Here is a 22880-nt window from a genome sequence, read left to right on the forward strand (position 1 = left end):
CCCGCAGGGTGCGGGTCAGGACGACCGGCACACCCGCCATGGCCGGCGGCTTCGCTGCAAACGTACGCTGGGGCACGGTTTTGTGGGGGTGCACGGGTGGGGAGGGGCTGAGCTAGACTGTCGGCCTTTGCGGCCTTCGGGCCGCCCTGAACGGAAGTAGCAACCCGCATGAGTTGGCTCAGCAAGTTGATGCCGTCGGGCATCCGCACCGACAACGTCCCCAACAAGAAGCGCAGCGTCCCCGAAGGCCTGTGGGAGAAGTGCAGCAGCTGCGGCAGCGCGCTCTACGGCCCGGAGCTGGAAAAGAACCTGGAAGTCTGCCCCAACTGCGGGCACCACATGGCGATCCGCGCGCGTGCGCGGCTGGCTTCGCTGTTCGACGCCGACAGCATGACCGAGATCGCCGCGCGGCTGGGTCCGAACGACCTGCTGAAGTTCAAGGACCAGAAGAAGTACGCCGAGCGTATCAAGATCGCGCAGAAGAACACCGGCGAGTACGACGCGCTGATCGCCATGCGCGGCCTGCTCAAGGGCCGTCCTCTGGTGGCGTCGTCGTTCGACTTCGCCTTCATGGGTGGCTCGATGGGCTCGGTGGTCGGCGAGCGCTTCGCGCTGGCTGCGGAAACCGCGCTGGAAATCGGTGCACCCTATGTCTGCTTCTCCGCCAGCGGCGGGGCGCGCATGCAGGAAGGCCTGTTCTCGCTGATGCAGATGGCCAAGACCTCCGCGGCGCTGGGCAAGCTGCGTGCCGCCGGGCTGCCGTACATTTCGGTGCTGACCCATCCCACTACCGGTGGCGTGTCGGCATCGTTCGCGATGCTCGGTGACATCAACATCGCCGAGCCGCAGGCGCTGATCGGCTTCGCCGGTCCCCGCGTGATCGAACAGACCGTGCGCGAGAAGCTGCCGGAAGGCTTCCAGCGCTCGGAGTTCCTGCTCGAACACGGCGCCATCGACCAGATCTGTGACCGTCGCGAACTGCGTGACCGGCTCTCGGACCTGTTGGCGATGATGCGTCGCGAACCTGCACCGGAGGTGCTCTGATGGGTGCACGCAGGTATTTCGGTACCGACGGCATCCGCGGGCGGGTCGGCCAGGGCGTGATCTCGGCTGATTTCGTGCTGCGGCTGGGCAATGCATTCGGCCGCGTGCTGGTTGCCCAGCAGGCCGCGGCAGGCCGCCGCCCGATCGTGGTGATCGGCAAGGACACGCGCATTTCCGGCTACATGTTCGAAGCCGCGCTGGAGGCCGGGCTGGTCGCCGCAGGGGTCGACGTGCAGCTGCTCGGCCCGATGCCTACGCCGGCGGTCGCGTTCCTGACCCGTACGCTGGGCGCGGACGCCGGCATCGTGATCAGCGCCTCGCACAACCCGCACTACGACAACGGCATCAAGTTCTTTTCCGCCCAAGGCGAGAAGCTGGACGATGCCACCGAACTGGCGCTGGAAGCGGGCATCGACGAGCCGTTCACCACTGCCGAATCGGAAAAGCTGGGCAAGGCGATGCGCGCGCGCGAGGCGATCGGTCGCTACATCGAGTTCTGCAAGGCCAGCGTGCCGCGCAACTTCGACCTGCGCGGCATGCGGCTGGTGCTGGATTGCGCGCATGGCGCCACGTACCACATCGCACCGCTGCTGTTCCGCGAACTGGGGGCGGACGTGATCGCCATCGGCGCGGCGCCGGACGGCGTCAACATCAACGCCGGCGTCGGCTCGACCCACATCGACAACCTCGCCGCCAAGGTGCGCGAGACCGGTGCCGACCTGGGCATCGCCTTCGACGGTGACGGCGACCGGGTGCTGATGGCCGACGACCAGGGCAACCCGGTGGACGGCGATGACCTGCTGTTCATCCTGGCCCGCGCCTGGCAGGCCAATGGCCGCCTGCGCGGCCCCGTGGTCGGAACGCTGATGACCAACTTCGGCCTGGAGCAGGCGCTGGAAAAACTGCAGATTCCGTTCGTGCGCAGCAACGTCGGCGACCGCTACGTGCACCAGGCGCTGGTGGAAGGCGGCGGCGTGCTCGGCGGTGAAGCGTCCGGCCATCTGCTGTGCCTGGATCGCGCCACTACCGGCGATGCCATTGTCAGTGCGCTGCAGGTGCTGGTTGAACTGCGCCGCAGCGGGCAGAGCCTGCGCGAGGCCCTGCAGCCGCTGTCCCGGGTGCCGCAGAAGACGGTCAATGTGCGGCTCGGCAACGTGTCGGCCAAGGCCACCGTGCAGGCCGCGAGCGTGCAGCAGGCGCTCGTGCAGGCCCAGCAGGCGGTGGCCGGCCGCGGCCGCGCGTTCCTGCGCCCGTCCGGCACCGAGCCGGTGGTGCGGGTGACCGTGGAGGCCGACGAGGCCACGCTGATGCAGGAAACGCTGGATCGCCTGTCCGATGCAGTGAAGGCCGCCGCAGCGGCCTGATCCCGTTCCGCGGCGCCGCCGGTCGACGGTGGCGCCTGCGGACGTGCGCAGAATGTGTGTCAGTGCCGGCGGAAGCGGGTCAGCTCGTCCCAGGCTTCGCGCAGGCCGGCGGTGTCCGGCTGTTGCACGGGCAGCGGCAGGTAGTCAGGCCCCAGTGCCGTGCTGTTGCCGAACTTGTCGAATACATAGGTGTCCGGACCCTGGCGGATGCCGCGCTGCGACCAGCTTTCCACCAGCAGCGAACGCGGGGCCAGCGGTGCCGGAGCCAGCAGGTCCTGGCCGGTACTGAAGTCTTCCAGCGGGTTTTCGCAGCCCAGGCCATGCCGCATCAGCGTGGGCACCCAGTCTTCGTGCGAACTGGTCCGCGCCTGGCGCGAGGCGGCCATCGCCGGCCAGTGCAGCACGAACGGCACCTGCAGCTGGTGGTCGGAGAAGTTGCCGTTGTGGCCCCAGTAGTTGAGCCCGAGGTCGTTGAATTCCTCGGCGTGGTCGCCCGTGACCAGCACGATGGTGTTGTCCTCCACGCCGGCTTCGTGCAGTGACTGCAGCAACTGGCTGACCAGGCTGTCCGCGTAGTGGACGGCGGTGCGGTAGCGATTGCGCTCCGGGGTGGCATCGTGGTCCTGGTCCAGCGCCAGGAAGTCGATGTCCGCGGCCATCGGCGTATCCAGCGCCGGGTAGCCTTCGGGCAGGTGGTACGGAGCGTGGGTGGCGTCGAGGAAGGCAAAGCCGAACCACGGCGTACCGGCAGGGGTCGAGCTGATCTCCGCGCGCAGCGTGTCGACCACGTGGCGATCCCGTTCGGCCACGCTCAGCGCGGCAGGCGCCGTCTGCAGCAGTTCGCGCACGTCGGCGAACGCGGTGCGGTCGAACTCCGGGCTGTACAGCGGCGCGCTGCCATGCAGGTAAAGCGCGTAGCCCTGCTGCTTGAGCACGTCGAACAGGACCGAACCGCGCTGCTCGGCCAGCATCGGCTGCCAGTAGCCGCCGGGCAGCCCGTACAGCAGTCCGAACAGGCCGAAGCGGGTGGCGTTGCCGGTGCTGTAGTGGTGGTCGTACACCTGCGAGCGCTGCGCCAGCGCCCAGGTGCCGGGCATCGTGCGCGGATCCAGTGCATCGGCGCGCAGCGACTCCAGCACCACCACCAGCACGTTCGGTCGCTGGTGGCTCTGGCAGCGCAGCGGGGCGCTCGGGTAGGCCAGTTCACTGAGTTTCGGATCGGTCAGCGGGGCGGCGCGGTCGGCCACCGGCACGCCCATGGCACGCATCTGCCGCTTGGCGGTGATCGGCTGTGCCCACGGCAGGTAGGCCCACTGGCTGACCACCGCGCGCTCGCCGCGTGCATCGTAGTAGGCCGTGGCGATCTGGCCCGCAGCCATCAGCACGGCCGCTGTCGTCCATCCCGCCAGCACCCATGCGCGACGCGGACGCGGCGGCAGCAGCCGCCAGCAGCCCCAGGCCAGCAGCGCCTGCGCGGCGAACACCGCGGCGACCACGCCGGCGATCTGCAGCCAGTTGCTCCAGGACAGGCTGACCTGGTCCTGCATGGCGCCGCCGAACACCATGTTCAGCACCATCGCATTGAGGTGGAAGCGATACAGCGCAAAGACCTTGGCATCCACCAGCAGCAGGCACAGCCACAGGCCCTGGCAGGCCACGGCGGTCATGATCATGGCGCGTGGCCGGCGCGGCCACAGGCCGATCGCCAGCGCCGGCAGCATCACCAGCGTGCCGAAGGCCAGGAAGTGGCCCGGCACCGCAACCGCCAGATAGGCGCGGCCCAGGGTCCCGCCGGGATTGTTCGACCACGGAATGTTGCTGCCGGACACCAGGATCGCGATGACCGCGCTGAGTACGGTGAACAGGCTGGCCCAGGCCAGACGGTGCCAACGGCGGGCGAGGGCAGGGGAGGCAGCGGTGGCATCCATGTCGGGTCGGGGCATCGTGCAATAAGGAATGGGGCGGCAGCACGAAGCTGCGGCAAAGGGCGCGCATTGTATCGGTTTGTGTCAGCCTGCCGCTGGCAGCCATGTCGCTATCTGTCACAATGTTCATCCTGGCCGGTGAGCGGCCAGCACCGTTCATTCGACACCCCAGGACACGTTGTGAGCCAGATCCCCACCCTCGACATCACCCGCTTCGACAGCGACCGCGAGGCCTTCGTGGCCGAGCTGGGCGCCGCCTACCGCCAGTGGGGCTTCGCCGGCATCCGCAACCATGGCATTCCGCAGGCCGACATCGACGCGGCCTACGACGTCTTCAAGGCGTTCTTCGCGCTTCCCGAAGAGGTCAAGCGCCGCTACCACGTGGCGGGCAGCGGCGGTGCACGTGGCTATACCCAGTTCGGCGTGGAAACGGCGAAGGGCTCCAGCCATTTCGACCTGAAGGAGTTCTGGCACATCGGGCGCGAGATTCCCGATGATTCCAAGTACCGCGAGGTGATGGCGCCGAACCTGTGGCCGAGCGAAGTGCCGGAGTTCCGTGAGCGCGGTTACGCGTTGTACCAGGCGTTGGACCACCTGGGTTCGCGCGTGCTGTCGGCATTGGCGCTGCACATCGGCCTGCCGGAGGATTTCTTCGCCGACAAGACCAACAACGGCAATTCGATCCTGCGTCCGATCCATTACCCGCCGATCACCACCGACGACATTCCGAACGTGCGTGCGGGCGCGCATGGCGACATCAACTTCATCACGCTGCTGGTCGGTGCCAGTGCGGCGGGTCTGGAAGTGCAGTCGCATGATGGAAAGTGGGTGCCGTTCACTTCGGATGCGGACACCATCGTGGTCAACATCGGCGACATGCTGCAGCGCCTGACCAACCATGTGTATCCCTCGACCATCCACCGCGTGGTCAATCCGCCGGGCGAGCTGGCACGCCAGCCGCGCTATTCGGTGCCGTTCTTCCTGCATCCGAACCCGGATTACCTGATCGACGTGCTGCCCTCGTGCATCACCTCGGAAAACCCGAGCCGGTACCCGGAGCCGATCACCGCCCATGGCTTCCTCGAAGAGCGCCTGCGCGAGATCAAACTGAAGTAAAGGGTGTCCGGCCTGCGGCCTTGCTTCGAAGCAAGGGCAAGGGCAACGGCAACGTCAAAAGCTGCAGGGCTGTTGGGTTGGCGGGGCGGGGTGGGTTGGCGGGGGACGGCAAGAGCCGCTCCTGCGGGCCTCGATTCGCGCCATCCATGGCGCTCTACGCCCCCGCCAACCCACCCCGCCCCACCTTCGACAGGTCGGCGGTGGCCATGGAATCTTCGGTAGCGCCGACCCATGGTCGGCGGATGTTGGGGGAATGGGGTCTGATGGATTCCGCCGACCATGGGTCGGCGCTACCGCTTTTTTTCATTTTTTACGCGGCTGGCGGCCCTCGGAACCTGTCAGGGGGTCGGGCGGGGAGGCTGTGCGGGGCCTTGAGCGGCAGGAGCCGCGAAGAGCTACATGGACGTACTTGCGCGTGCCCCGCATGGCCTCCCCGCCCGGCCCACCCCCAGCAGCAGCGTGCAAGCAGCCAGCCGCGAGGGGGTATCACCCGTTCGACGACCCATATCCCCGATGTAACCGATTACGGCCCAACGGCGGATAATTTCATTCGTTATCATGTTCGGCTGATACGAAACGGAGCCATCGCCCATGCGCCGCAAGATCGTCGCCGGAAACTGGAAACTGCACGGAACCCGTGAGTTCGCCACCACCCTGGTCACCGACATCGCCAATGGCGCACCGGAGCAGGGGGTCGAGCTGGTGATCCTGCCGCCGCTGCCGTACCTCGGCGAGCTCGCCGATGATTTCGCCGATACCGCCGTTTCCTTCGGCGCCCAGGACGTCAGCAGCAACGAGAAGGGCGCCTACACCGGCGAAGTCTCGGCCAGCATGCTGCATGAAGTGGGGGCCCGTTATGGCCTGGTCGGGCATTCCGAACGCCGCCAGTACCACCACGAAAGCAGCGAGCTGGTCGCGCGCAAGTTCGCCGCCGCGCTGCACGCCGGCCTGGTGCCGGTGCTGTGCGTGGGCGAAACCCTGGACCAGCGCGAAGCCGGCCAGACCGAGGCGGTGATCGCCAGCCAGCTGGCCCCGGTGCTGGCCTTGGTGGGCGGGCAGGGCTTTGAAAACGCCGTGGTGGCCTACGAACCGGTCTGGGCCATTGGCACCGGCCGCACCGCCAGCAAGGAGCAGGCGCAGCAGGTGCATGCCTTCATCCGTGGCGAAGTGGCCAAGGTGGATGCTAGAATCGCCGATTCCCTGACCATCCTTTACGGTGGCAGCGTGAAGCCCGACAATGCCGCCGAGCTGTTCGCACAGCCCGACGTCGATGGCGGGCTGGTAGGCGGCGCCTCGTTGGTGGCCGCCGATTTTCTGGCCATCGCCCAGGCGGCGGCCGCAACCTGATGAAGAAGTAGTCCGAGGACGGATTCCAGATGCTGATGTTGATCCTCAATGTCGTTTACGTGCTGGTCGCTGTGGCCATGATCGCGCTGATCCTGATGCAGCGTGGTTCGGGTGCCGCCGCGGGTTCGGGCTTTGGTGCCGGCGCCTCGGGCACCGTGTTCGGCGCGCGCGGTGCGTCCAACTTCATGTCCAAGTCCACCAAGTGGCTGGCCGTGGTGTTCTTCGGCATCAGCCTGTTCATGGCCTGGTACGCCGGCCATGGCAGCCGCCCGGCCGCGCAGCAGGACCTCGGCCTGATGGCCGCACCAGCCGCCAGCGTGCCGGTGGCTCCAGCGGGTGAGCGTCCGGCCAGCGTGCCGGCGGCAGACCCGGTGCCGGTCCAGCAGCCTGCCCAGCAGCCGGTTCCGGCCGCGACTGTGCCGGCTCAGGCGGAATCTTCAAATTCTGGTGAAGAAAAGCAGCCGGAAGGCTCCCAGAAAGACTGAAGACGGTTACAATACGCCGCGCACTGGATAGATAGTCCAGCGTGATCGTAAGCCCAGGTGGCGGAATTGGTAGACGCACTACCTTGAGGTGGTAGCGACTTAGGTCGTAGGGGTTCGAGTCCCCTCTTGGGCACCATTTAGTAAGTAAAGCGGGTACGTCCGGCGCGCTCTGCGCCGGGTAGCGTTGTCCCGTCCACTCCCCCATGCCAAAGCGCCTGCAGGCGCGGCGGCAGAGGCAAGAGAGAATCGCTGTGCTGGCCGAATATTTGCCGTCTCTGCTGTTTCTGATCGTCGCTACCGGTATCGGCATCACGCTGATGCTGATTGGACGATTCCTCGGCCCACGCCGTCCCGATCTGCAGAAGCTCTCGCCGTACGAATGCGGCTTCGAGGCTTTTGAAGACGCACGCATGAAGTTCGACGTGCGCTATTACCTGATCGCGATCCAGTTCATCGTCTTCGATCTGGAAATCATCTTCATCGTGCCCTGGACCCAGGTCTTCATGGAGCTCGGCGCGCGTTCGCTGGTCACCATGGGCCTGTTCGTGGGCATGCTGTTCCTCGGCTTCATTTACGTCTGGAAGAAGGGAGCGCTGGAATGGGAGTGATCCAAACTCTCGACGGCCTGATGAACAACCCGAGCCCGGAAGGGCGGGTTGACGACATCCTGCGACCGGCTGGCGATAATCCGCTGCTGGACAAGGGTTATGTCACCACCAGCGTCGATGCCCTGTTGAACTGGGCCCGTACCGGTTCGATGTGGCCGATGACCTTCGGCCTGGCCTGCTGTGCCGTTGAAATGATGCATGCCGGTGCCGCGCGCCTGGACCTGGACCGTTACGGCGTGGTGTTCCGTCCGTCGCCGCGCCAGTCCGACGTGATGATCGTGGCCGGTACGCTGGTCAACAAGATGGCCCCGGCGCTGCGCAAGGTCTACGACCAGATGCCGGACCCGAAGTGGGTCATCTCGATGGGCAGCTGCGCCAACGGTGGCGGCTACTACCATTATTCCTATTCGGTCGTCCGCGGTTGCGACCGCGTGGTGCCGGTGGACATCTATGTCCCGGGCTGCCCGCCGACCGCCGAAGCGCTGGTGTACGGGATCCTGCAGCTGCAGAAGAAGATCTGGCGTACGCAGACCATCGCCCGCTGACCCTTCCACACTACAAGAGCGCGCCAAGCCCCCATGGCAGAGCAAGCATCCTTCATCGACCGACTTTCCGCCCGCTTCACCAGCGGCAAGGTCATCGTGGTCGAACCCCGCGGCGAAGTGACGCTGGAAGTGCCTGCCTCCGATTGGCACGCCACCGCGCTCGCGTTGCGTGACGAATTCGGTTTCGAGCAATCCGTCGACCTGTGCGGCGTCGATTATCTCGGTTACGGCTCTGACGAATGGGACACTGCTGACGTGTCCTCGCAGGGCTTCAGCCGCGGTGTCGAAGGCAAAGGCGCCGGCCGCTTCGCGTGGGGCGAGTTCCCCAGCGAAGAAGATGCCGGTGGCGCCCAGCCGCAGCACATGCCGACCCAGCGTTTCGCTGTGGTCGCGCAGCTGCGTTCCTACCAGCACAACCTGATGCTGCACCTGCGCTGTTTCGCCCCGAACGAAGGCCTGCCGGTCGTGCGTTCGCTGACCGACGTGTGGCCGGGCCTGAACTGGTTCGAGCGCGAAGCGTTCGATCTGTTCGGCGTGATCTTCGAAGGCCACCCGGACCTGCGCCGCATCCTGACCGACTACGGATTCGTCGGCCACCCGTTCCGCAAGGACTTCCCGCTGATCGGCAACGTCGAAGTGCGTTACGACGAAGAGAAGAAGCGCGTGGTCTATGAGCCGGTCACCTCGGTGGAGCCGCGCGTCGGCGTGCCGCGCGTGATCCGTGACGACGCCCGCCTGCAGACCGCAGCCGGTGAGCGTTCGCAGGAGGCAATGAAGTGAGTGCTGAAGTGATCAAGCCGGTCGAACAGGCGCATTCCGCCTTCGCCAGCAATGCCGCCGAAAGCCGGCAGGAAATCCGCAACTACACGATGAATTTCGGCCCGCAGCATCCGGCCGCGCACGGTGTGCTGCGCCTGATCCTGGAAATGGACGGCGAAACCATCATGCGTGCCGACCCGCATGTCGGCCTGCTGCACCGTGGTACCGAAAAGCTCGCCGAGTCCAAGCCGTTCAACCAGTCCATCGGTTACATGGACCGCCTGGATTACGTGTCGATGATGTGCAACGAGCACGCTTACGTGCGCGCCATCGAGACCCTGATGGGGATCGAAGCGCCGGAGCGTGCGCAGTACATCCGCACCATGTTCGACGAAATCACCCGCATCCTGAACCACCTGATGTGGCTGGGTTCCAACGCGCTCGACCTGGGCGCGATGGCGGTGATGCTGTACGCCTTCCGTGAACGCGAAGAGCTGATGGACTGCTACGAGGCAGTGTCCGGCGCTCGCATGCACGCGGCGTACTACCGTCCGGGCGGCGTCTACCGCGACCTGCCGGACCACATGCCGAAGTACAAGGAATCGCGCTGGCACAAGGGCAATGCCCTCAAGCAGCTGAATGCATCGCGCGAAGGCTCGCTGCTCGATTTCATCGAGAATTTCACCAACGAATTCCCCGGTCGCGTCGACGAGTACGAAACCCTGCTCACCGACAACCGCATCTGGAAGCAGCGTACCGTCGGCATCGGCGTGGTGACGCCGGAACTGGCCCACCAGTGGGGCATGACCGGCGTGATGCTGCGCGGCTCCGGCGTTGCCTGGGACCTGCGCAAGAAGCGCCCGTACGCCAAGTACGATGCGGTCGATTTCGACATCCCGCTGGGCAAGGAAGGCGACTGCTACGACCGCTACCTGTGCCGCGTGGCCGAAATGCGCGAGTCCAACCGCATCATCAAGCAGTGCGTGGCGTGGCTGAAGGCCAACCCGGGCCCGGTGATCGTCAACAACTTCAAGGTCGCGCCGCCGAGCCGCGAGGCGATGAAGGACGACATGGAAGCGCTGATCCACCACTTCAAGCTGTTCAGTGAAGGCTACTGCGTGCCGGCCGGTGAAACCTACGCCGCCGTCGAAGCGCCGAAGGGTGAGTTTGGCTGCTACCTGATGTCCGACGGTGCCAACAAGCCGTTCCGCGTGCACCTGCGTGCGCCGGGCTTCGCCCACCTGTCCTCGATCGATTCGATCGTGCGCGGCCACATGCTGGCCGACGTGGTGGCGATGATCGGTACCTACGACCTGGTGTTCGGCGAGGTCGACCGGTGAATCCGGCCGACCTGACCCTCTTTCCTGCAGGCAGCCGGCGCAAGCCGGCGCCGCAGCATATGGAATTCCAAGACATGCATTTCGCTGAGGTCGGCCGATGAAGGCGACAGGTAATTTCGAGGCGGCGCGCGACGTCGATCCGATGGTGGTGCTGAGCGACAAGACCCGTGCTCACATCGATCACTGGCTGTCCAAGTTCCCGCCGGACCGCAAGCGCTCGGCCGTGCTGCAGGGCCTGCACGCTGCGCAGGAACAGAACGCAGGCTGGCTGACCGACGAGCTGATCGCCGGCGTGGCCAAGTACCTGGACCTGCCGCCGGTGTGGGCCTACGAGGTCGCCAGCTTCTACTCGATGTTCGAGCTGGAAAAGGTCGGCCGCCACAACGTGGCGTTCTGCACCAACATCAGCTGCTGGTTGAACGGTGCCGAAGACCTGGTCGCGCACGCCGAGAAGAAGCTCGGTTGCCGCACCGGCCAGTCCACCGCGGACGGTCGTATCTACCTCAAGCGCGAAGAAGAGTGCCTGGCCGGTTGCGCCGGTGCACCGATGATGGTCATCAACGGCCATTACCACGAGCGCCTGACCGTCGAGAAAGTCGACGAGCTGCTGGACGGGTTGGAGTAAGCCATGGCACATCATCACGCACCCAGTGGTCCGGTCGGTCCCGCACCGTTGCCGCACCAGGTGGTCTACACCACCCTGCATTACGACACTCCGTGGTCGTATGAAAGCTACCTCAAGACCGGTGGCTACGCCGCCCTGCGCAAGATCCTCGAAGAGAAGATCTCGCCGGAGCAGGTCATCGAGATGGTCAAGCAGTCCAACCTGCGCGGCCGTGGCGGCGCCGGTTTCCCGACCGGCCTGAAGTGGTCCTTCATGCCCAAGGGCACGATGCAGAAGTACATCCTGTGCAATTCGGATGAATCCGAGCCGGGCACCTGCAAGGACCGCGACATCCTGCGTTACAACCCGCATTCGGTGGTGGAAGGCATGGCGATCGCCTGCTACGCCACCGGCAGCACCGTGGGCTACAACTACCTGCGCGGCGAGTTCCACCACGAGCCGTTCGAGAATTTCGAACAGGCCCTGGCCGACGCGTACGCCAACGGCTGGCTGGGCAAGGACATCCTCGGCAGCGGCGTGGACATCGACATCTACGGTGCGCTGGGCGCCGGCGCCTACATCTGCGGCGAAGAAACCGCGCTGATGGAATCGCTGGAAGGCAAGAAGGGCCAGCCGCGCTACAAGCCGCCGTTCCCGGCGAACTTCGGTCTGTACGGCAAGCCCAGCACCATCAACAACACCGAGACCTATGCCTCGGTGCCGGCGATCATCCGCAATGGACCGGAATGGTTCCAGGGCCTGTCGCTGACCAAGAACGGCGGTCCGAAGATCTTCTCGGTGTCCGGCTGCGTGCAGCAGGGCGGCAACTTCGAAGTGCCGCTGGGAACCACCTTCGATGAGCTGCTGGAAATGGCCGGTGGCCTGAAGCCGGGCCGCACGCTGAAGGGCGCCGTCCCGGGCGGCGTGTCGATGCCGGTGCTGAAGGCCGAAGAGCTGAAGGGCCTGCAGATGGACTACGACACCCTGCGTGCCCTGGGCACCGGGCTGGGGTCGGGCGCCATCGTGGTGCTGGACGACAGCGTGTGCTGCGTCAAGTTCGCCTGCCGCATCAGCCAGTTCTTCCACAAGGAATCCTGTGGCCAGTGCACGCCGTGCCGTGAAGGTACCGGCTGGATGCACCGGGTGCTGGAGCGCATCGTCGCCGGCAAGGCCACGATGGAAGACCTGCACCAGTTGAAGGCCGTGGCCGGCCAGATCGAAGGCCACACCATCTGTGCGTTCGGTGAAGCGGCGGCATGGCCCATCCAGGGGTTCCTGCGCCAGTTCTGGGACGAATTCGAGTACTACATCGTCAACGGTCATTCGATGGTTGACGGCAAGAAGGTGGAGGCTGCTGCCGCATGAGCGCGCAACCCGTAAGTCCCAACGTGCCACCGGACCACGTCACCGTCGAAATCGACGGCCAGTCGCTGGTCGTGCCGAAGGGCTCGATGATCATCCAGGCCGCCGACAAGGCCGGCATCCCGATCCCGCGCTTCTGCTACCACGAGAAGCTGCCGATCGCCGCCAACTGCCGCATGTGCCTGGTGGACGTGGAGAAGTCGCCGAAGCCGGCGCCTGCCTGCGCGACCCCGGTGATGGATGGCATGAAGGTCGCCACCCGCAGCGAAAAGGCACTCAAGTTCCAGCGTTCGGTGATGGAGTTCCTGCTCATCAACCATCCGCTGGACTGCCCGGTCTGCGACCAGGGCGGCGAGTGCGAACTGCAGGACGTGTCGCTCGGCTATGGCCGTTCGGTCAGCCGCTTCAACGAGCGCAAGCGCGTGGTGGTGGACGAGGACATGGGGCCGCTGGTGGCCACCGAAATGACCCGCTGCATCCAGTGCACCCGCTGTGTCCGCTTCACCGCCGACGTGGCCGGTACCTATGAACTGGGTGGCATGTACCGCGGCGAGAACCTGCAGATCGGTACCTACGACGGCAAGCCGTTGACCACCGAACTGTCCGGCAACGTGGTCGATGTCTGCCCGGTCGGCGCGCTGACCAACAAGGTGTTCCAGTTCCGCGCCCGTCCGTGGGAACTGACCGCGCGCGAATCGCTGGGTTACCACGATGCGATGGGCTCGAACCTGTTCCTGCACGTGCGTCGCGGCGAAGTGCTGCGCACCGTGCCGCGCGACAACGAGCTGGTCAACGAATGCTGGCTGTCCGATCGTGACCGCTACTCGCACCAGGGCCTGTACAGCGAAGACCGTGCGGTCAAGCCGCTGCGCAAGGTCAATGGCGAGTGGAAGGAAGTGAGCTGGGCCGAAGGCCTGGCCGCTGCCGCCGACATCCTCAAGGCCAACCAGGGCGACGCGCTGGGCGTGCTGGTGCACCCGTCGACCTCGAACGAGGAGGGCGCACTGCTGGCCCGCCTGGCGTCGGGCCTGGGTTCGACCCACATCGACCACCGCATCAACAACCGCGACTTCTCCGACGCGGCGACCGCCGAAGTGTTCGGGCTGCCGCTGGCCGAAATCGAAGGCGCCGACCAGATCGTGGTGCTGGGCAGCAACATCCGCCATGAACTTCCGCTGCTGCATGCCCGCCTGCGCAAGGCGCAGACCAGCAACGGCGCGAAGATCCACGTGGTCAACCCGGTCGACTTCGACTTCGCCTTCAGCATCGCCAGCAAGCAGATCGTCGCTCCGTCGACCTTCGCCGGCGCGCTGGAAAACGCAGACCTGCGTTCGGCGGTGCAGGGCGGTCGCAACACCGTGCTGATCGTCGGTGGCATCGCCGAAAACCACCCGCAGGCCGCCGCGATCCGCGCCGCTGCGCGTGACTTCGCCGCTGCAACCGGTGCCAAGCTGTGCCGCATTCCGCAGGGCGCCAATGCCATCGGCCTGACCCGCGCCGGCGTGCTGCCGGCCGGCAAGGACGTGGCCGGCATGCTGGCCCAGCCGCGCCAGGCCTACGTGGTCTACGGCCTGGAGCCGGGCCTGGATTTCGCCGACGCCCCCGCCGCCCGCAAGGCGCTGGCCGGTGCCCAGGTGGTGGCCTTCAGCCAGTTCGCCTGCGCATCGACCCGCGATGTCGCCGACGTGATCCTGCCGATCGGCGCGCTGCCGGAAATCGATGCCACGCTGACCAATCTCGATGGTCGCTCGCAGTCGGCCCGTGCCGGCGGCAAGCTGCCGGGTGAGGCCCGCGAGGGCTGGCGCGTGCTGCGTGCCCTGGGTGGTGAAATGGCGCTGGCCGGTTTCGAGTTCACCGACCTGGCCGGCCTGCGCGCCAGTCTGGCGCCGGTGAGCGTGACCGTTGCTGCCTCGGCGGCCGCTGCCGTTGCCAGCGAAGGCCTGGAAGTGGCTTCGACCGCTGCGATCTACCGCACCGACGCGGTGGTCCGCCGTGCACCGGCGCTGCAGTCGCATCCGCTCAACACGGCCCCGCGCATCGTGCTCAATGCCGAAGACGCCGCCCGCCTGCAGCTGCAGGAAGGCCAGATGGCCAAGGTCGGCACCGACGCCGGTCGCGCCACGCTGCCGGTGGTGGTCGACGCCCGCGTCGCCGCGGGTTCGGTCTGGATTGAATCGGGCCACGGTGCAACCGCACCGCTGGGCGCCGCACGCGTAACGGTGGTGGCTGCATGAACGAATTGCTGTTGAACGCAGTGGACCCGCTGCACCAGTGGCTGCTTGGCCTTGGTGAAATCGGCGCCCTGCTGTGGATCATCCTGAAGATCCTGGTGATCACCATGCCGGTGATCATCTCGGTGGCCTTCTACGTGGTCTGGGAGCGCAAGCTGATCGGCTGGATGCACGTGCGCCACGGCCCGATGTACGTGGGCATGGGCATCTTCCAGGCCTTCGCCGACGTCTTCAAGCTGCTGTTCAAGGAAGTACTGCAGCCGGCCAACGCACACAAGGTGCTGTTCCTGCTGGCGCCGTTGATCACCCTGGCACCGGCCTTCGCGGCCTGGTCGGTGGTGCCCTTCGACGCCCAGCTGGTGCTGTCCAACGCCAATGCCGGCCTGTTGTACCTGCTGGCGATGACCTCGCTGGGTGTGTACGGCATCATCCTGGCCGGCTGGGCATCCAACTCGAAGTACGCCTTCCTGGGTGCGATGCGCGCCTCGGCGCAGATGATCAGCTACGAAATCGCGATGGGCTTTGCCCTGGTCGGTGTGATGATCGCCTCGGGCAGCCTGAACCTGACCGGCATCGTGATGGCGCAGGCGGGCAACTCCGGCTTCTTCGACTGGTTCCTGCTGCCGCTGTTCCCGCTGTTCGTCGTGTACTGGGTGTCCGGCGTGGCCGAAACCAACCGCGCGCCGTTCGACGTGGTGGAAGGCGAATCGGAAATCGTCGCCGGCCACATGGTGGAATACTCCGGCGGTGCCTTCGCGCTGTTCTTCCTGGCCGAATACGCGAACATGATCCTGATCAGCTTCCTGATCTCGATCTTCTTCCTCGGTGGCTGGTTGAGCCCGATCCAGGGCTGGGTGAATCCGGGCGAGATCTCGCCGTTCATCGACTGGATCTGGAACGGTGGCTGGCCGTGGCTGTTCGTCAAGGTCTTCTTCTTCGCCAGCGCCTACATCTGGTTCCGTGCCAGCTTCCCGCGCTTCCGCTATGACCAGATCATGCGACTGGGCTGGAAGGTCTTCATCCCGCTCACCATCTTCTGGATCGCGGTTACCGCCGTGATGGTGTTCTTCGGCGTGATTCAAAAGGGTGTCTAACGTAATGAACAGGATTACCCATTACTTCAAGAGCCTGTTGCTGCTGGAGCTGTTGGCCGGTCTGTGGCTGACGCTGAAGTACAGCTTCAAGCCGAAGTACACCATGATGTACCCGATGGAAAAGTTCCCGCAGTCCCCGCGCTTCCGCGGCCTGCACGCCCTGCGCCGTTACCCCAACGGTGAAGAGCGCTGCATCGCCTGCAAGCTGTGCGAGGCGGTCTGCCCGGCACTGGCCATCACCATCGATTCGGCCAAGCGCGAGGACGGCACCCGCCGCACCACGCGTTACGACATCGATCTGTTCAAGTGCATCTTCTGTGGCTTCTGCGAAGAAAGCTGCCCGGTGGACTCGATCGTCGAGACCCACATCCTCGAGTACCACTTCGAGAATCGTGGCGAAAACATCGTTACCAAGCCGCAGCTGCTGGCCCTGGGTGATCGGCTTGAAACCGAAATCGCCGAGCGCCGTGCCGCCGACGCCGCTTACCGCTGAGGTCGAGACATGGATTGGGTAAATATCGCTTTCTGGGTTTTCGCCATCGCAGCCGGTGTTTCGGCCGCGGCGGTGATCAGTGCGCGCAGCCCGGTCAACGCCGTGCTCTGCCTGGTGCTGACCTTCTTCTCCGTGGCCTGCATCTGGATCCTGGTCGGCGCTGAGTTCCTCGGCGTGGCCCTGGTGCTGGTGTATGTCGGCGCGGTGATGGTGCTGTTCCTGTTCGTGGTGATGATGCTGGACATCGACACCGACAACCTGCGCGAAGGCTGGGTGCGTTACCTGCCGGTCGGGCTGGTGGTCGCGGTGGTGATGCTGGTGCAGATCGTCACCCTGATCGGCGTGCGGGGCAGGGCGGTCAACCCGTTCCCGGCCGACAACGCCGCCGCGCTGGCTGCCGACACCTCCAACATCACCTGGCTGGCGCGCAGCCTGTTCACCGAATACCTGCTGCCGTTCGAATTCGCCGCGGTCATCCTGACCGTCGCGGTGGTCGCTGCAGTCATGCTGACCCTGCGTCACCGTACCGGCCTGAAGACGCAGAACCCGGGCGAGCAGACCATGGTCAAGTCGCGTGACCGCCTGACGGTGGTCAAGATGAACGCCGAACAGCCGTTCGTGCACAGCAACACCAAGGCCGCCGTCGATGTGCCGGCCGCCGGCGAGGAGACCAAGCCATGATCACGTTGGGCCACATCCTGGCGCTGGGCGCGGTGCTGTTCTGCATCAGCCTGGCCGGTATCTTCCTCAACCGGAAGAACGTCATCGTCCTGCTGATGTCCATCGAACTGATGCTGCTGTCGGTGAACATCAATTTCGTCGGGTTCTCGCGCGAACTGGGTGACACGGCCGGACAGCTGTTCGTGTTCTTCATCCTGACCGTCGCCGCTGCCGAGGCCGCCATCGGCCTGGCGATCCTGGTGACCCTGTTCCGTACACGTCGAACGATCAATGTCGGCGAAGTCGATTCGTTGAAGGGCTGATTAACAGATGGAAATCACACTCGCCAAGAGTCTGTTGATCGCAGTGGTGCTTGCACCGCTGTTCGGCAGCATCATCGCCGGCCTGTTCGGTCGTCAGGTCGGGCGCCTCGGCGCGCAGACCATCACCATCCTCGGCGTGGCAGTCAGCTGCGCCCTGTCGATGTACACGTTCTACCAGCTGCTGTGGGGCGGCGCGCAGCCGTTCAACGAAAACCTGTACACCTTCTTCGAAGTGGGCCAGTACTCGGCGCACGTCGGCTTCATGGTCGACAAACTGACCGCGATGATGATGGTGGTGGTGACCTTCGTGTCGCTGCTGGTGCACGTCTACACCATCGGTTACATGGAAGAAGACCCGGGTTACCAGCGCTTCTTCAGCTACATCTCGCTGTTCACCTTCTCCATGCTCACGCTGGTGATGAGCAACAACTTCCTGCAGCTGTTCTTCGGCTGGGAAGCGGTGGGCCTGGTGTCCTACCTGCTGATCGGTTTCTGGTTCAAGCGCCCGACCGCGATCTTCGCCAACATGAAGGCCTTCCTGGTCAACCGTGTCGGTGACTTCGGCTTCCTGCTCGGTATCGGCGGCGTGTTGTGGGTGTTCGGCACCCTGGACTACGCCACCGTGTTCGCGAAGATCATGGACCCGGAACTGGCCAACGGCGCCATCCAGGTGTGGTCCGGTTCGATCAACCTGTTCGGCCTGCACATCGGCGTGCTGGAACAGCCGGTGGTCTGGGCCAGCGCCACGGTGATCTGCATCTGCCTGTTCATCGGTGCGATGGGCAAGTCCGCCCAGGTGCCGCTGCACGTCTGGCTGCCGGACTCGATGGAAGGCCCGACCCCGATCTCGGCGCTGATCCACGCCGCGACCATGGTCACCGCCGGCATCTTCATGGTGACCCGCATGTCGCCGCTGTTCGAGCTGTCGCCGACCGCGCTGAACTTCGTGCTGTTCATCGGTGCCACCACCGCGTTCTTCACCGGCCTGATCGGTATCGTGCAGAACGACATCAAGCGCGTCGTCGCGTACTCCACGCTGTCCCAGCTGGGCTACATGACCGTCGCGCTGGGCGTCTCGGCGTATTCGGCCGCGGTGTTCCACCTGATGACCCACGCCTTCTTCAAGGCGCTGCTGTTCCTCGGCGCGGGCTCGGTGATCATCGCCATGCACCACGAGCAGGACATGCGCAAGATGGGCGGCCTGCGCAAGTACATGCCGATCACCTTCATCACCATGTGGATCGGTACGCTGGCCCTGGTCGGCACCCCGTTCTTCTCCGGCTTCTACTCGAAGGACACCATCATCGAGGCGGCCGAGATCCACGCGCACATGTCCAGCAGCTGGGTCGCGACCTATGCCTACTGGGCCGTGCTCGGTGGCGTGCTGGTGACCAGCTTCTACAGCTTCCGCCTGCTGTTCATGACCTTCCACGGCAAGGAACGCTTCCGTGACGTGGCGCATGACGACCACGGCCATGGCCACGATGCGCATGCGCATGACGACCATGCCCATGCCGCCGATGCGCACCATGCCGATGCGCATGCCGGCCACGACGACCACGGCCACGGCCATGGTCCGCACGAGCCGCATGAAACTCCGTGGGTGGTGACGCTGCCGCTGATCCTGCTGGCGATCCCGTCGATCATCATCGGTTTCTTCAGCATCGGTCCGATGCTGCATGGCACCGACTGGGCAGGTCATCACGCGCATGAAGGCGTCAAGGGCCAGGCCACCAACTTCTTCACCGGCATCGTGGACTTCTACGATCCGGCCAAGAACACCGTGGGCTTCCTGAGCGAGCACTTCCATGGTCCGGTGCAGTTCGCGCTGCACGGCATGACCCTGCCGCCGTTCTTCCTGACCGTGGCCGGCTTCCTGCTCGCGGTGATCTTCTACCTGTGGAAGCCGGACCTGTCGGGCCGCGCACGCAGGACCTTCGCGCCGGTCGTTTCGGTGCTGGAAAACAAGTACGGCATGGACAAGCTGTGGATCGACGGCTTCGCCGGCGGCAGCGTCAAGCTGGGCAGGGTGGCACGCTGGCTCGACACGAACATCGTCGACGGCACCGTCAACCTGGTCGCACGTGGGGCGGACGTGGCAGCCAATGTGCTGCGTCGTACCCAATCCGGTTTCCTCTATCACTACGCCTTCGCGATGATCATCGGCCTGATTGCCCTTCTGGGCCTGCTGATGCATTACCTGCGTTGATGACCTGTACGGAATAAGAAAACGTGTCGAACTGGCCCCTACTTAGTGTCCTCATCTGGCTGCCGATCATCGGTGGCGCCCTGGTCCTTGCCATCCGTGATGCGCAGACCGCCCGCTGGGCGTCGCTGGGTGTCGCGCTGCTGACCTTCGCCCTGAGCATCCCGCTGCTCACCGGTTACGACCCGGGCATCGACGCGCTGCAGTTCGTCGAAACCCGCGCCTGGATCCCGGCCTACGACATCGGTTACAACCTGGGCGTGGACGGCATCGCCATCGCGCTGATCGCCCTGACCACGCTGGTCAGCGTGCTCGCGCTTATCGGCGCCTGGAGCGCCATCGACAAGCGCGTGAACCAGTACGTGGCGGCCTTCCTGATCCTGGAAGGCGTCACCGTCGGCATCTTCGCTGCCACCGACGCGATGCTGTTCTACGTGTTCTTCGAAGCGATGCTGATCCCGATGTTCCTGATCATCGGTGTCTGGGGCGGCCCGCGCCGCATCTACGCCGCGCTGAAGTTCTTCCTGTACACCTTCCTCGGCTCGGTGCTGATGCTGGTGGCCCTGGTCTACCTGTACCTGAAGGGCGGCAGCTTCCAGCTGGCCGACCTGTACGCGCTGCAGCTGACCGCCACCGAGCAGACCTGGATCTTCTTCGCCTTCCTGATCGCCTTCGCGGTCAAGGTGCCGATGTTCCCGGTGCACACCTGGCTGCCGGACGCCCACGTGGAAGCCCCGACCGCCGGTTCGGTGATCCTGGCCGCCATCGCCCTGAAGATCGGTGGCTACGGCTTCCTGCGCTTCAACCTGCCGATCGTCCCGGACGCGTCGCAGGAATGGGCATGGCTGGTGATCGCGCTGTCGCTGATCGCGGTGATCTACGTCGGCCTGGTCGCGCTGGTGCAGGACGACATGAAGAAGCTGATCGCCTATTCGTCGATCGCACACATGGGCTTCGTCACCCTGGGTACCTTCATTGCCCTGTGGCTGGTGCGTGAGGCCGGCAATGCCGACGCCGCCCGCCTGGGCCTGCAGGGTGCGATGGTGCAGATGATCTCGCACGGCTTCGTGTCCGGTGCGATGTTCTCCTGCGTGGGCGTGCTGTACGACCGCATGCACAGCCGCCGCATCGCCGATTACGGCGGCGTGGTCAACGTGATGCCGTGGTTCGCCACCTTCGCGATGCTGTTCTTCATGGCCAACGCCGGCCTGCCGGGTACCTCCGGTTTCGCAGGCGAGTTCATGGTCATCATGGCCGCCTTCCAGCGTAATCCGTGGATCGCACTGGGCGCTGCCACCACCCTGATCATCGGCGCCGCCTACACGCTGTGGCTGTACAAGCGCATCTTCTTCGGTGAAGTGGCCAATGCCCACGTCGCCGAACTGAAGGACATCAACGGCCGCGAGTGGCTGGTGCTGGGCGTGTTCGCCATTGGCGTACTGGCCCTGGGCATCTACCCCAAGCCGCTGACCGACCTGATGGAGCCGTCGATCGCCAAGCTGGCGATGCAGATTGCTTCCAGCAAATTGCTCTGATCGGCCTGCCGAGCGAACTGATTCCAGGATTTGATAATGACCACCTCGCCGTTGCTGCCACTGACCGCTGCTGACCTGCCCCCGCTCGCTCCCGAGCTGGTGCTGGTCGCGAGCGCCTTCGCCCTGATGATCCTCGATCTGTTCGTCAGCAAGCAGAACAAGCTGATCACCCATCTGTTCTCGCTCGCCGCGCTGGCGGTGGTGCTGGTCATGCTGGCCACCGGCACGGGCGGGCAGGGGGAGGTCTTCCACGGCATGTTCGTGCGTGACACCGCTGCCGACGTGATGAAGGTGGTGATCGTGCTGTGCAGCGGGCTGAGCCTGGTGTACGGCTGGAGCTACCTGCGCGAACGCGACCTGTTCCAGGGCGAGATCCCGGTGCTGGTGCTGTTCGCCACCGCCGGCATGATGATCCTGGTGTCCGCCGGCAGCCTGCTGATGGTCTACCTGGGCCTGGAACTGCTGGCGCTGTGCTCCTACGCCCTGGTCGCCAGCAACCGTGACAACGGCCTGGCGTCGGAAGCGGCAATGAAGTACATCGTGCTGGGTTCGCTGGCCTCCGGCCTGCTGCTGTATGGCATGTCGCTGATCTACGGCGCGACCGGTTCGCTGCACCTGGACGTGATCAACGCGGCCATCCCGCAGTCGGAAGAGCGCATGCTGCTGCTGACCGGCGCGGTGTTCATGATTGCCGGCGTGGCCTTCAAACTCGGTGCTGCCCCGTTCCACATGTGGCTGCCGGACGTGTACCAGGGCGCACCGGCACCGGTTGCGCTGTTCATCAGCTCGGCCCCGAAGCTGGCCGCGTTCGGCATGGCCTACCGCCTGCTGGAAGTCGGCGTGGGTCCGCTGTCAGATGAGTGGAAGATCCTGATCGGTGGCCTGGCCGCGCTGTCGCTGGTGATCGGCAACCTGATGGCGATCGCCCAGCACAACCTGAAGCGCATGCTGGCCTTCTCCACGGTTTCGCACATCGGCTTCCTGCTGATGGGCATCGCCGGTGGTGGTCAGCAGGGCTATTCGGCTGCGCTGTTCTACGCGCTGAGCTACGCGATCATGTCGACCGCCGGCTTCGGCGCGATCATCGCGATGTCGCGCAATGGCTTCGAAGCCGAGAACATCAACGACTACAAGGGCCTGAACGCGCGTAATCCGTGGATGGCGGCGCTGATCCTGTGCATCATGGCGTCGATGGCGGGCATTCCGCCGTTCCTGGGCTTCTGGACCAAGCTGGCCGTGCTGGGCGCGGCGGTCAACGGCGGCATGCTGTGGCTGGCGATCCTGGGCGTGCTGTGCGCGGTGATCGGCGCGTTCTACTACCTGCGCGTGATCAAGGTCATGTACTTCGATGAGCCGGTGGGCGAGCCTCTGCCGCGCAACAACGACCGCGTGCTGGGTGTGGTGCTGGGCGTGAATGCGCTGGCGCTGCTGGCGCTGGGCCTGGCGTGGAACCCGATCATGGTGTGGTGCCAGCAGGCATTTGCACATATTTCCTGAAAAACGATACAAAGCTGCGCAATTAGTGTAATATTCGTTTCCTGAGTTGTGACTGCAGCGGTTCTGCCAGAACATCGTTGCAAGAGGCCTCCCCCGAGAGGCAGCAATTCAACCACTTCTGATGCGGGGTGGAGCAGTCTGGCAGCTCGTCGGGCTCATAACCCGAAGGTCGCAGGTTCAAATCCTGCCCCCGCTACCAAGACGAACAAGCGACTCCGGAAACGGGGTCGCTTTTTTCGTTATGGGGATTGGATGCGCGTGCCGCGCAGGCAGAGGCGAAAGCAACGGCAACGGCAACGGCAACGGCAACGGCAACGGCAACGGCAACGGCAACGGCAACGG

20 protein-coding genes and 2 tRNA genes are annotated in these 22880 nt (G+C 65.0%); 21 read left to right on the plus strand and 1 reads right to left on the minus strand.

What is annotated here, in order from left to right; all coding sequences use genetic code 11:
* Positions 1 to 168 precede the first annotated feature (168 nt).
* Both accD and glmM read left to right on the plus strand, forming a co-directional pair.
* On the plus strand, positions 169 to 1044 hold the full coding sequence (accD, locus tag RTX79_RS12385) for an acetyl-CoA carboxylase, carboxyltransferase subunit beta (protein ID WP_309684808.1): 876 nt from the start codon (positions 169 to 171) through the stop codon (positions 1042 to 1044).
* A complete protein-coding gene (gene glmM, locus RTX79_RS12390) occupies positions 1044 to 2408 on the plus strand; it encodes a phosphoglucosamine mutase (protein ID WP_312684025.1) in 1365 nt (454 codons plus the stop codon). Before accD ends, glmM begins: the two co-directional genes overlap by 1 nt.
* Positions 2409 to 2467: 59 nt before the next feature.
* Here glmM and RTX79_RS12395 read toward each other — a convergent pair whose 3' ends face one another.
* Complete coding sequence (locus tag RTX79_RS12395; protein ID WP_312684026.1) at positions 2468 to 4336, minus strand: DUF3413 domain-containing protein; 1869 nt, start codon at positions 4334 to 4336, stop codon at positions 2468 to 2470.
* 177 nt (positions 4337 to 4513) lie between these two features.
* Here RTX79_RS12395 and RTX79_RS12400 point away from each other — a divergent pair, with 177 nt between their 5' ends.
* The 19 genes from RTX79_RS12400 to RTX79_RS12490 all read left to right on the plus strand — a co-directional run bounded on the left by RTX79_RS12400 (position 4514) and on the right by RTX79_RS12490 (position 22737).
* Positions 4514 to 5449 carry an isopenicillin N synthase family dioxygenase gene (locus RTX79_RS12400; RefSeq protein WP_312684028.1) on the plus strand — a complete coding sequence of 312 codons (936 nt, stop codon included), beginning with the start codon at positions 4514 to 4516 and terminating at the stop codon, positions 5447 to 5449.
* Positions 5450 to 6040: 591 nt separating this feature from the next.
* Positions 6041 to 6796 (plus strand): triose-phosphate isomerase, encoded by a 756-nt coding sequence (gene tpiA / locus RTX79_RS12405; protein WP_312684029.1) that lies wholly within the window; start codon positions 6041 to 6043, stop codon positions 6794 to 6796.
* A 29-nt stretch (positions 6797 to 6825) separates the two neighbouring features.
* On the plus strand, positions 6826 to 7281 hold the full coding sequence (gene secG, locus RTX79_RS12410; protein ID WP_057508449.1) for a preprotein translocase subunit SecG: 456 nt from the start codon (positions 6826 to 6828) through the stop codon (positions 7279 to 7281).
* Between the two features lie 51 nt (positions 7282 to 7332).
* Positions 7333 to 7417 (plus strand) — tRNA-Leu (locus RTX79_RS12415).
* 115 nt (positions 7418 to 7532) lie between these two features.
* Positions 7533 to 7889, plus strand: a complete 357-nt coding sequence (locus tag RTX79_RS12420) for an NADH-quinone oxidoreductase subunit A (RefSeq protein ID WP_042614960.1) — start codon at positions 7533 to 7535, stop codon at positions 7887 to 7889.
* Positions 7880 to 8434: a NuoB/complex I 20 kDa subunit family protein gene (locus RTX79_RS12425; RefSeq protein WP_057508450.1), complete on the plus strand. Its 555-nt coding sequence runs from the start codon at positions 7880 to 7882 to the stop codon at positions 8432 to 8434. The genes RTX79_RS12420 and RTX79_RS12425 overlap by 10 nt, the downstream gene beginning before the upstream one ends.
* Before the next feature lie 33 nt (positions 8435 to 8467).
* Complete coding sequence (locus RTX79_RS12430; RefSeq protein WP_057508451.1) at positions 8468 to 9214, plus strand: NADH-quinone oxidoreductase subunit C; 747 nt, start codon at positions 8468 to 8470, stop codon at positions 9212 to 9214.
* Positions 9215 to 9225: 11 nt separating this feature from the next.
* A complete protein-coding gene (locus RTX79_RS12435; protein ID WP_123699837.1) occupies positions 9226 to 10533 on the plus strand; it encodes an NADH-quinone oxidoreductase subunit D in 1308 nt (435 codons plus the stop codon).
* A 97-nt stretch (positions 10534 to 10630) separates the two neighbouring features.
* Positions 10631 to 11158: an NADH-quinone oxidoreductase subunit NuoE gene (gene nuoE / locus RTX79_RS12440; RefSeq protein WP_042614963.1), complete on the plus strand. Its 528-nt coding sequence runs from the start codon at positions 10631 to 10633 to the stop codon at positions 11156 to 11158.
* 3 nt (positions 11159 to 11161) lie between these two features.
* Positions 11162 to 12502 carry an NADH-quinone oxidoreductase subunit NuoF gene (gene nuoF / locus RTX79_RS12445; RefSeq protein ID WP_312684033.1) on the plus strand — a complete coding sequence of 447 codons (1341 nt, stop codon included), beginning with the start codon at positions 11162 to 11164 and terminating at the stop codon, positions 12500 to 12502.
* Positions 12499 to 14733, plus strand: a complete 2235-nt coding sequence (nuoG, locus tag RTX79_RS12450) for an NADH-quinone oxidoreductase subunit NuoG (protein WP_312684035.1) — start codon at positions 12499 to 12501, stop codon at positions 14731 to 14733. Before nuoF ends, nuoG begins: the two co-directional genes overlap by 4 nt.
* Positions 14730 to 15824, plus strand: coding sequence for an NADH-quinone oxidoreductase subunit NuoH (gene nuoH, locus RTX79_RS12455; protein WP_123699667.1), 1095 nt, complete (start codon positions 14730 to 14732; stop codon positions 15822 to 15824). Before nuoG ends, nuoH begins: the two co-directional genes overlap by 4 nt.
* Before the next feature lie 4 nt (positions 15825 to 15828).
* Positions 15829 to 16317: an NADH-quinone oxidoreductase subunit NuoI gene (nuoI, locus tag RTX79_RS12460; protein WP_042614967.1), complete on the plus strand. Its 489-nt coding sequence runs from the start codon at positions 15829 to 15831 to the stop codon at positions 16315 to 16317.
* A 9-nt stretch (positions 16318 to 16326) separates the two neighbouring features.
* On the plus strand, positions 16327 to 16998 hold the full coding sequence (locus RTX79_RS12465) for an NADH-quinone oxidoreductase subunit J (protein WP_057508455.1): 672 nt from the start codon (positions 16327 to 16329) through the stop codon (positions 16996 to 16998).
* Positions 16995 to 17300 (plus strand): NADH-quinone oxidoreductase subunit NuoK, encoded by a 306-nt coding sequence (nuoK, locus tag RTX79_RS12470; RefSeq protein ID WP_042614969.1) that lies wholly within the window; start codon positions 16995 to 16997, stop codon positions 17298 to 17300. The genes RTX79_RS12465 and nuoK overlap by 4 nt, the downstream gene beginning before the upstream one ends.
* Before the next feature lie 7 nt (positions 17301 to 17307).
* Positions 17308 to 19509, plus strand: a complete 2202-nt coding sequence (gene nuoL, locus RTX79_RS12475) for an NADH-quinone oxidoreductase subunit L (protein ID WP_312684039.1) — start codon at positions 17308 to 17310, stop codon at positions 19507 to 19509.
* Between the two features lie 23 nt (positions 19510 to 19532).
* Positions 19533 to 21041 (plus strand): NADH-quinone oxidoreductase subunit M, encoded by a 1509-nt coding sequence (locus RTX79_RS12480; RefSeq protein ID WP_057508457.1) that lies wholly within the window; start codon positions 19533 to 19535, stop codon positions 21039 to 21041.
* Between the two features lie 36 nt (positions 21042 to 21077).
* Positions 21078 to 22538: an NADH-quinone oxidoreductase subunit NuoN gene (nuoN, locus tag RTX79_RS12485; protein WP_057508458.1), complete on the plus strand. Its 1461-nt coding sequence runs from the start codon at positions 21078 to 21080 to the stop codon at positions 22536 to 22538.
* A 122-nt stretch (positions 22539 to 22660) separates the two neighbouring features.
* Positions 22661 to 22737: transfer RNA gene (locus tag RTX79_RS12490), tRNA-Met, on the plus strand.
* Positions 22738 to 22880: the final 143 nt, after the last annotated feature.

It is taken from the genome of Stenotrophomonas chelatiphaga, assembly GCF_032054965.1.
GTDB lineage: Bacteria > Pseudomonadota > Gammaproteobacteria > Xanthomonadales > Xanthomonadaceae > Stenotrophomonas > Stenotrophomonas chelatiphaga.

Bases quoted from the DNA above. Each gene is read 5' to 3' on its own strand.
- accD (WP_309684808.1), top strand. From the start codon at position 169: ATGAGTTGGCTCAGCAAGTTGATGCCGTCGGGCATCCGCACCGACAAC.
- glmM (WP_312684025.1), top strand. From the start codon at position 1,044: ATGGGTGCACGCAGGTATTTCGGTACCGACGGCATCCGCGGGCGGGTC.
- RTX79_RS12395 (WP_312684026.1), bottom strand. From the start codon at position 4,336: ATGGATGCCACCGCTGCCTCCCCTGCCCTCGCCCGCCGTTGGCACCGT.
- tpiA (WP_312684029.1), top strand. From the start codon at position 6,041: ATGCGCCGCAAGATCGTCGCCGGAAACTGGAAACTGCACGGAACCCGT.
- secG (WP_057508449.1), top strand. From the start codon at position 6,826: ATGCTGATGTTGATCCTCAATGTCGTTTACGTGCTGGTCGCTGTGGCC.
- RTX79_RS12425 (WP_057508450.1), top strand. From the start codon at position 7,880: ATGGGAGTGATCCAAACTCTCGACGGCCTGATGAACAACCCGAGCCCG.
- RTX79_RS12430 (WP_057508451.1), top strand. From the start codon at position 8,468: ATGGCAGAGCAAGCATCCTTCATCGACCGACTTTCCGCCCGCTTCACC.
- nuoE (WP_042614963.1), top strand. From the start codon at position 10,631: ATGAAGGCGACAGGTAATTTCGAGGCGGCGCGCGACGTCGATCCGATG.
- nuoF (WP_312684033.1), top strand. From the start codon at position 11,162: ATGGCACATCATCACGCACCCAGTGGTCCGGTCGGTCCCGCACCGTTG.
- nuoG (WP_312684035.1), top strand. From the start codon at position 12,499: ATGAGCGCGCAACCCGTAAGTCCCAACGTGCCACCGGACCACGTCACC.
- nuoH (WP_123699667.1), top strand. From the start codon at position 14,730: ATGAACGAATTGCTGTTGAACGCAGTGGACCCGCTGCACCAGTGGCTG.
- nuoI (WP_042614967.1), top strand. From the start codon at position 15,829: ATGAACAGGATTACCCATTACTTCAAGAGCCTGTTGCTGCTGGAGCTG.
- RTX79_RS12465 (WP_057508455.1), top strand. From the start codon at position 16,327: ATGGATTGGGTAAATATCGCTTTCTGGGTTTTCGCCATCGCAGCCGGT.
- nuoK (WP_042614969.1), top strand. From the start codon at position 16,995: ATGATCACGTTGGGCCACATCCTGGCGCTGGGCGCGGTGCTGTTCTGC.
- nuoL (WP_312684039.1), top strand. From the start codon at position 17,308: ATGGAAATCACACTCGCCAAGAGTCTGTTGATCGCAGTGGTGCTTGCA.
- nuoN (WP_057508458.1), top strand. From the start codon at position 21,078: ATGACCACCTCGCCGTTGCTGCCACTGACCGCTGCTGACCTGCCCCCG.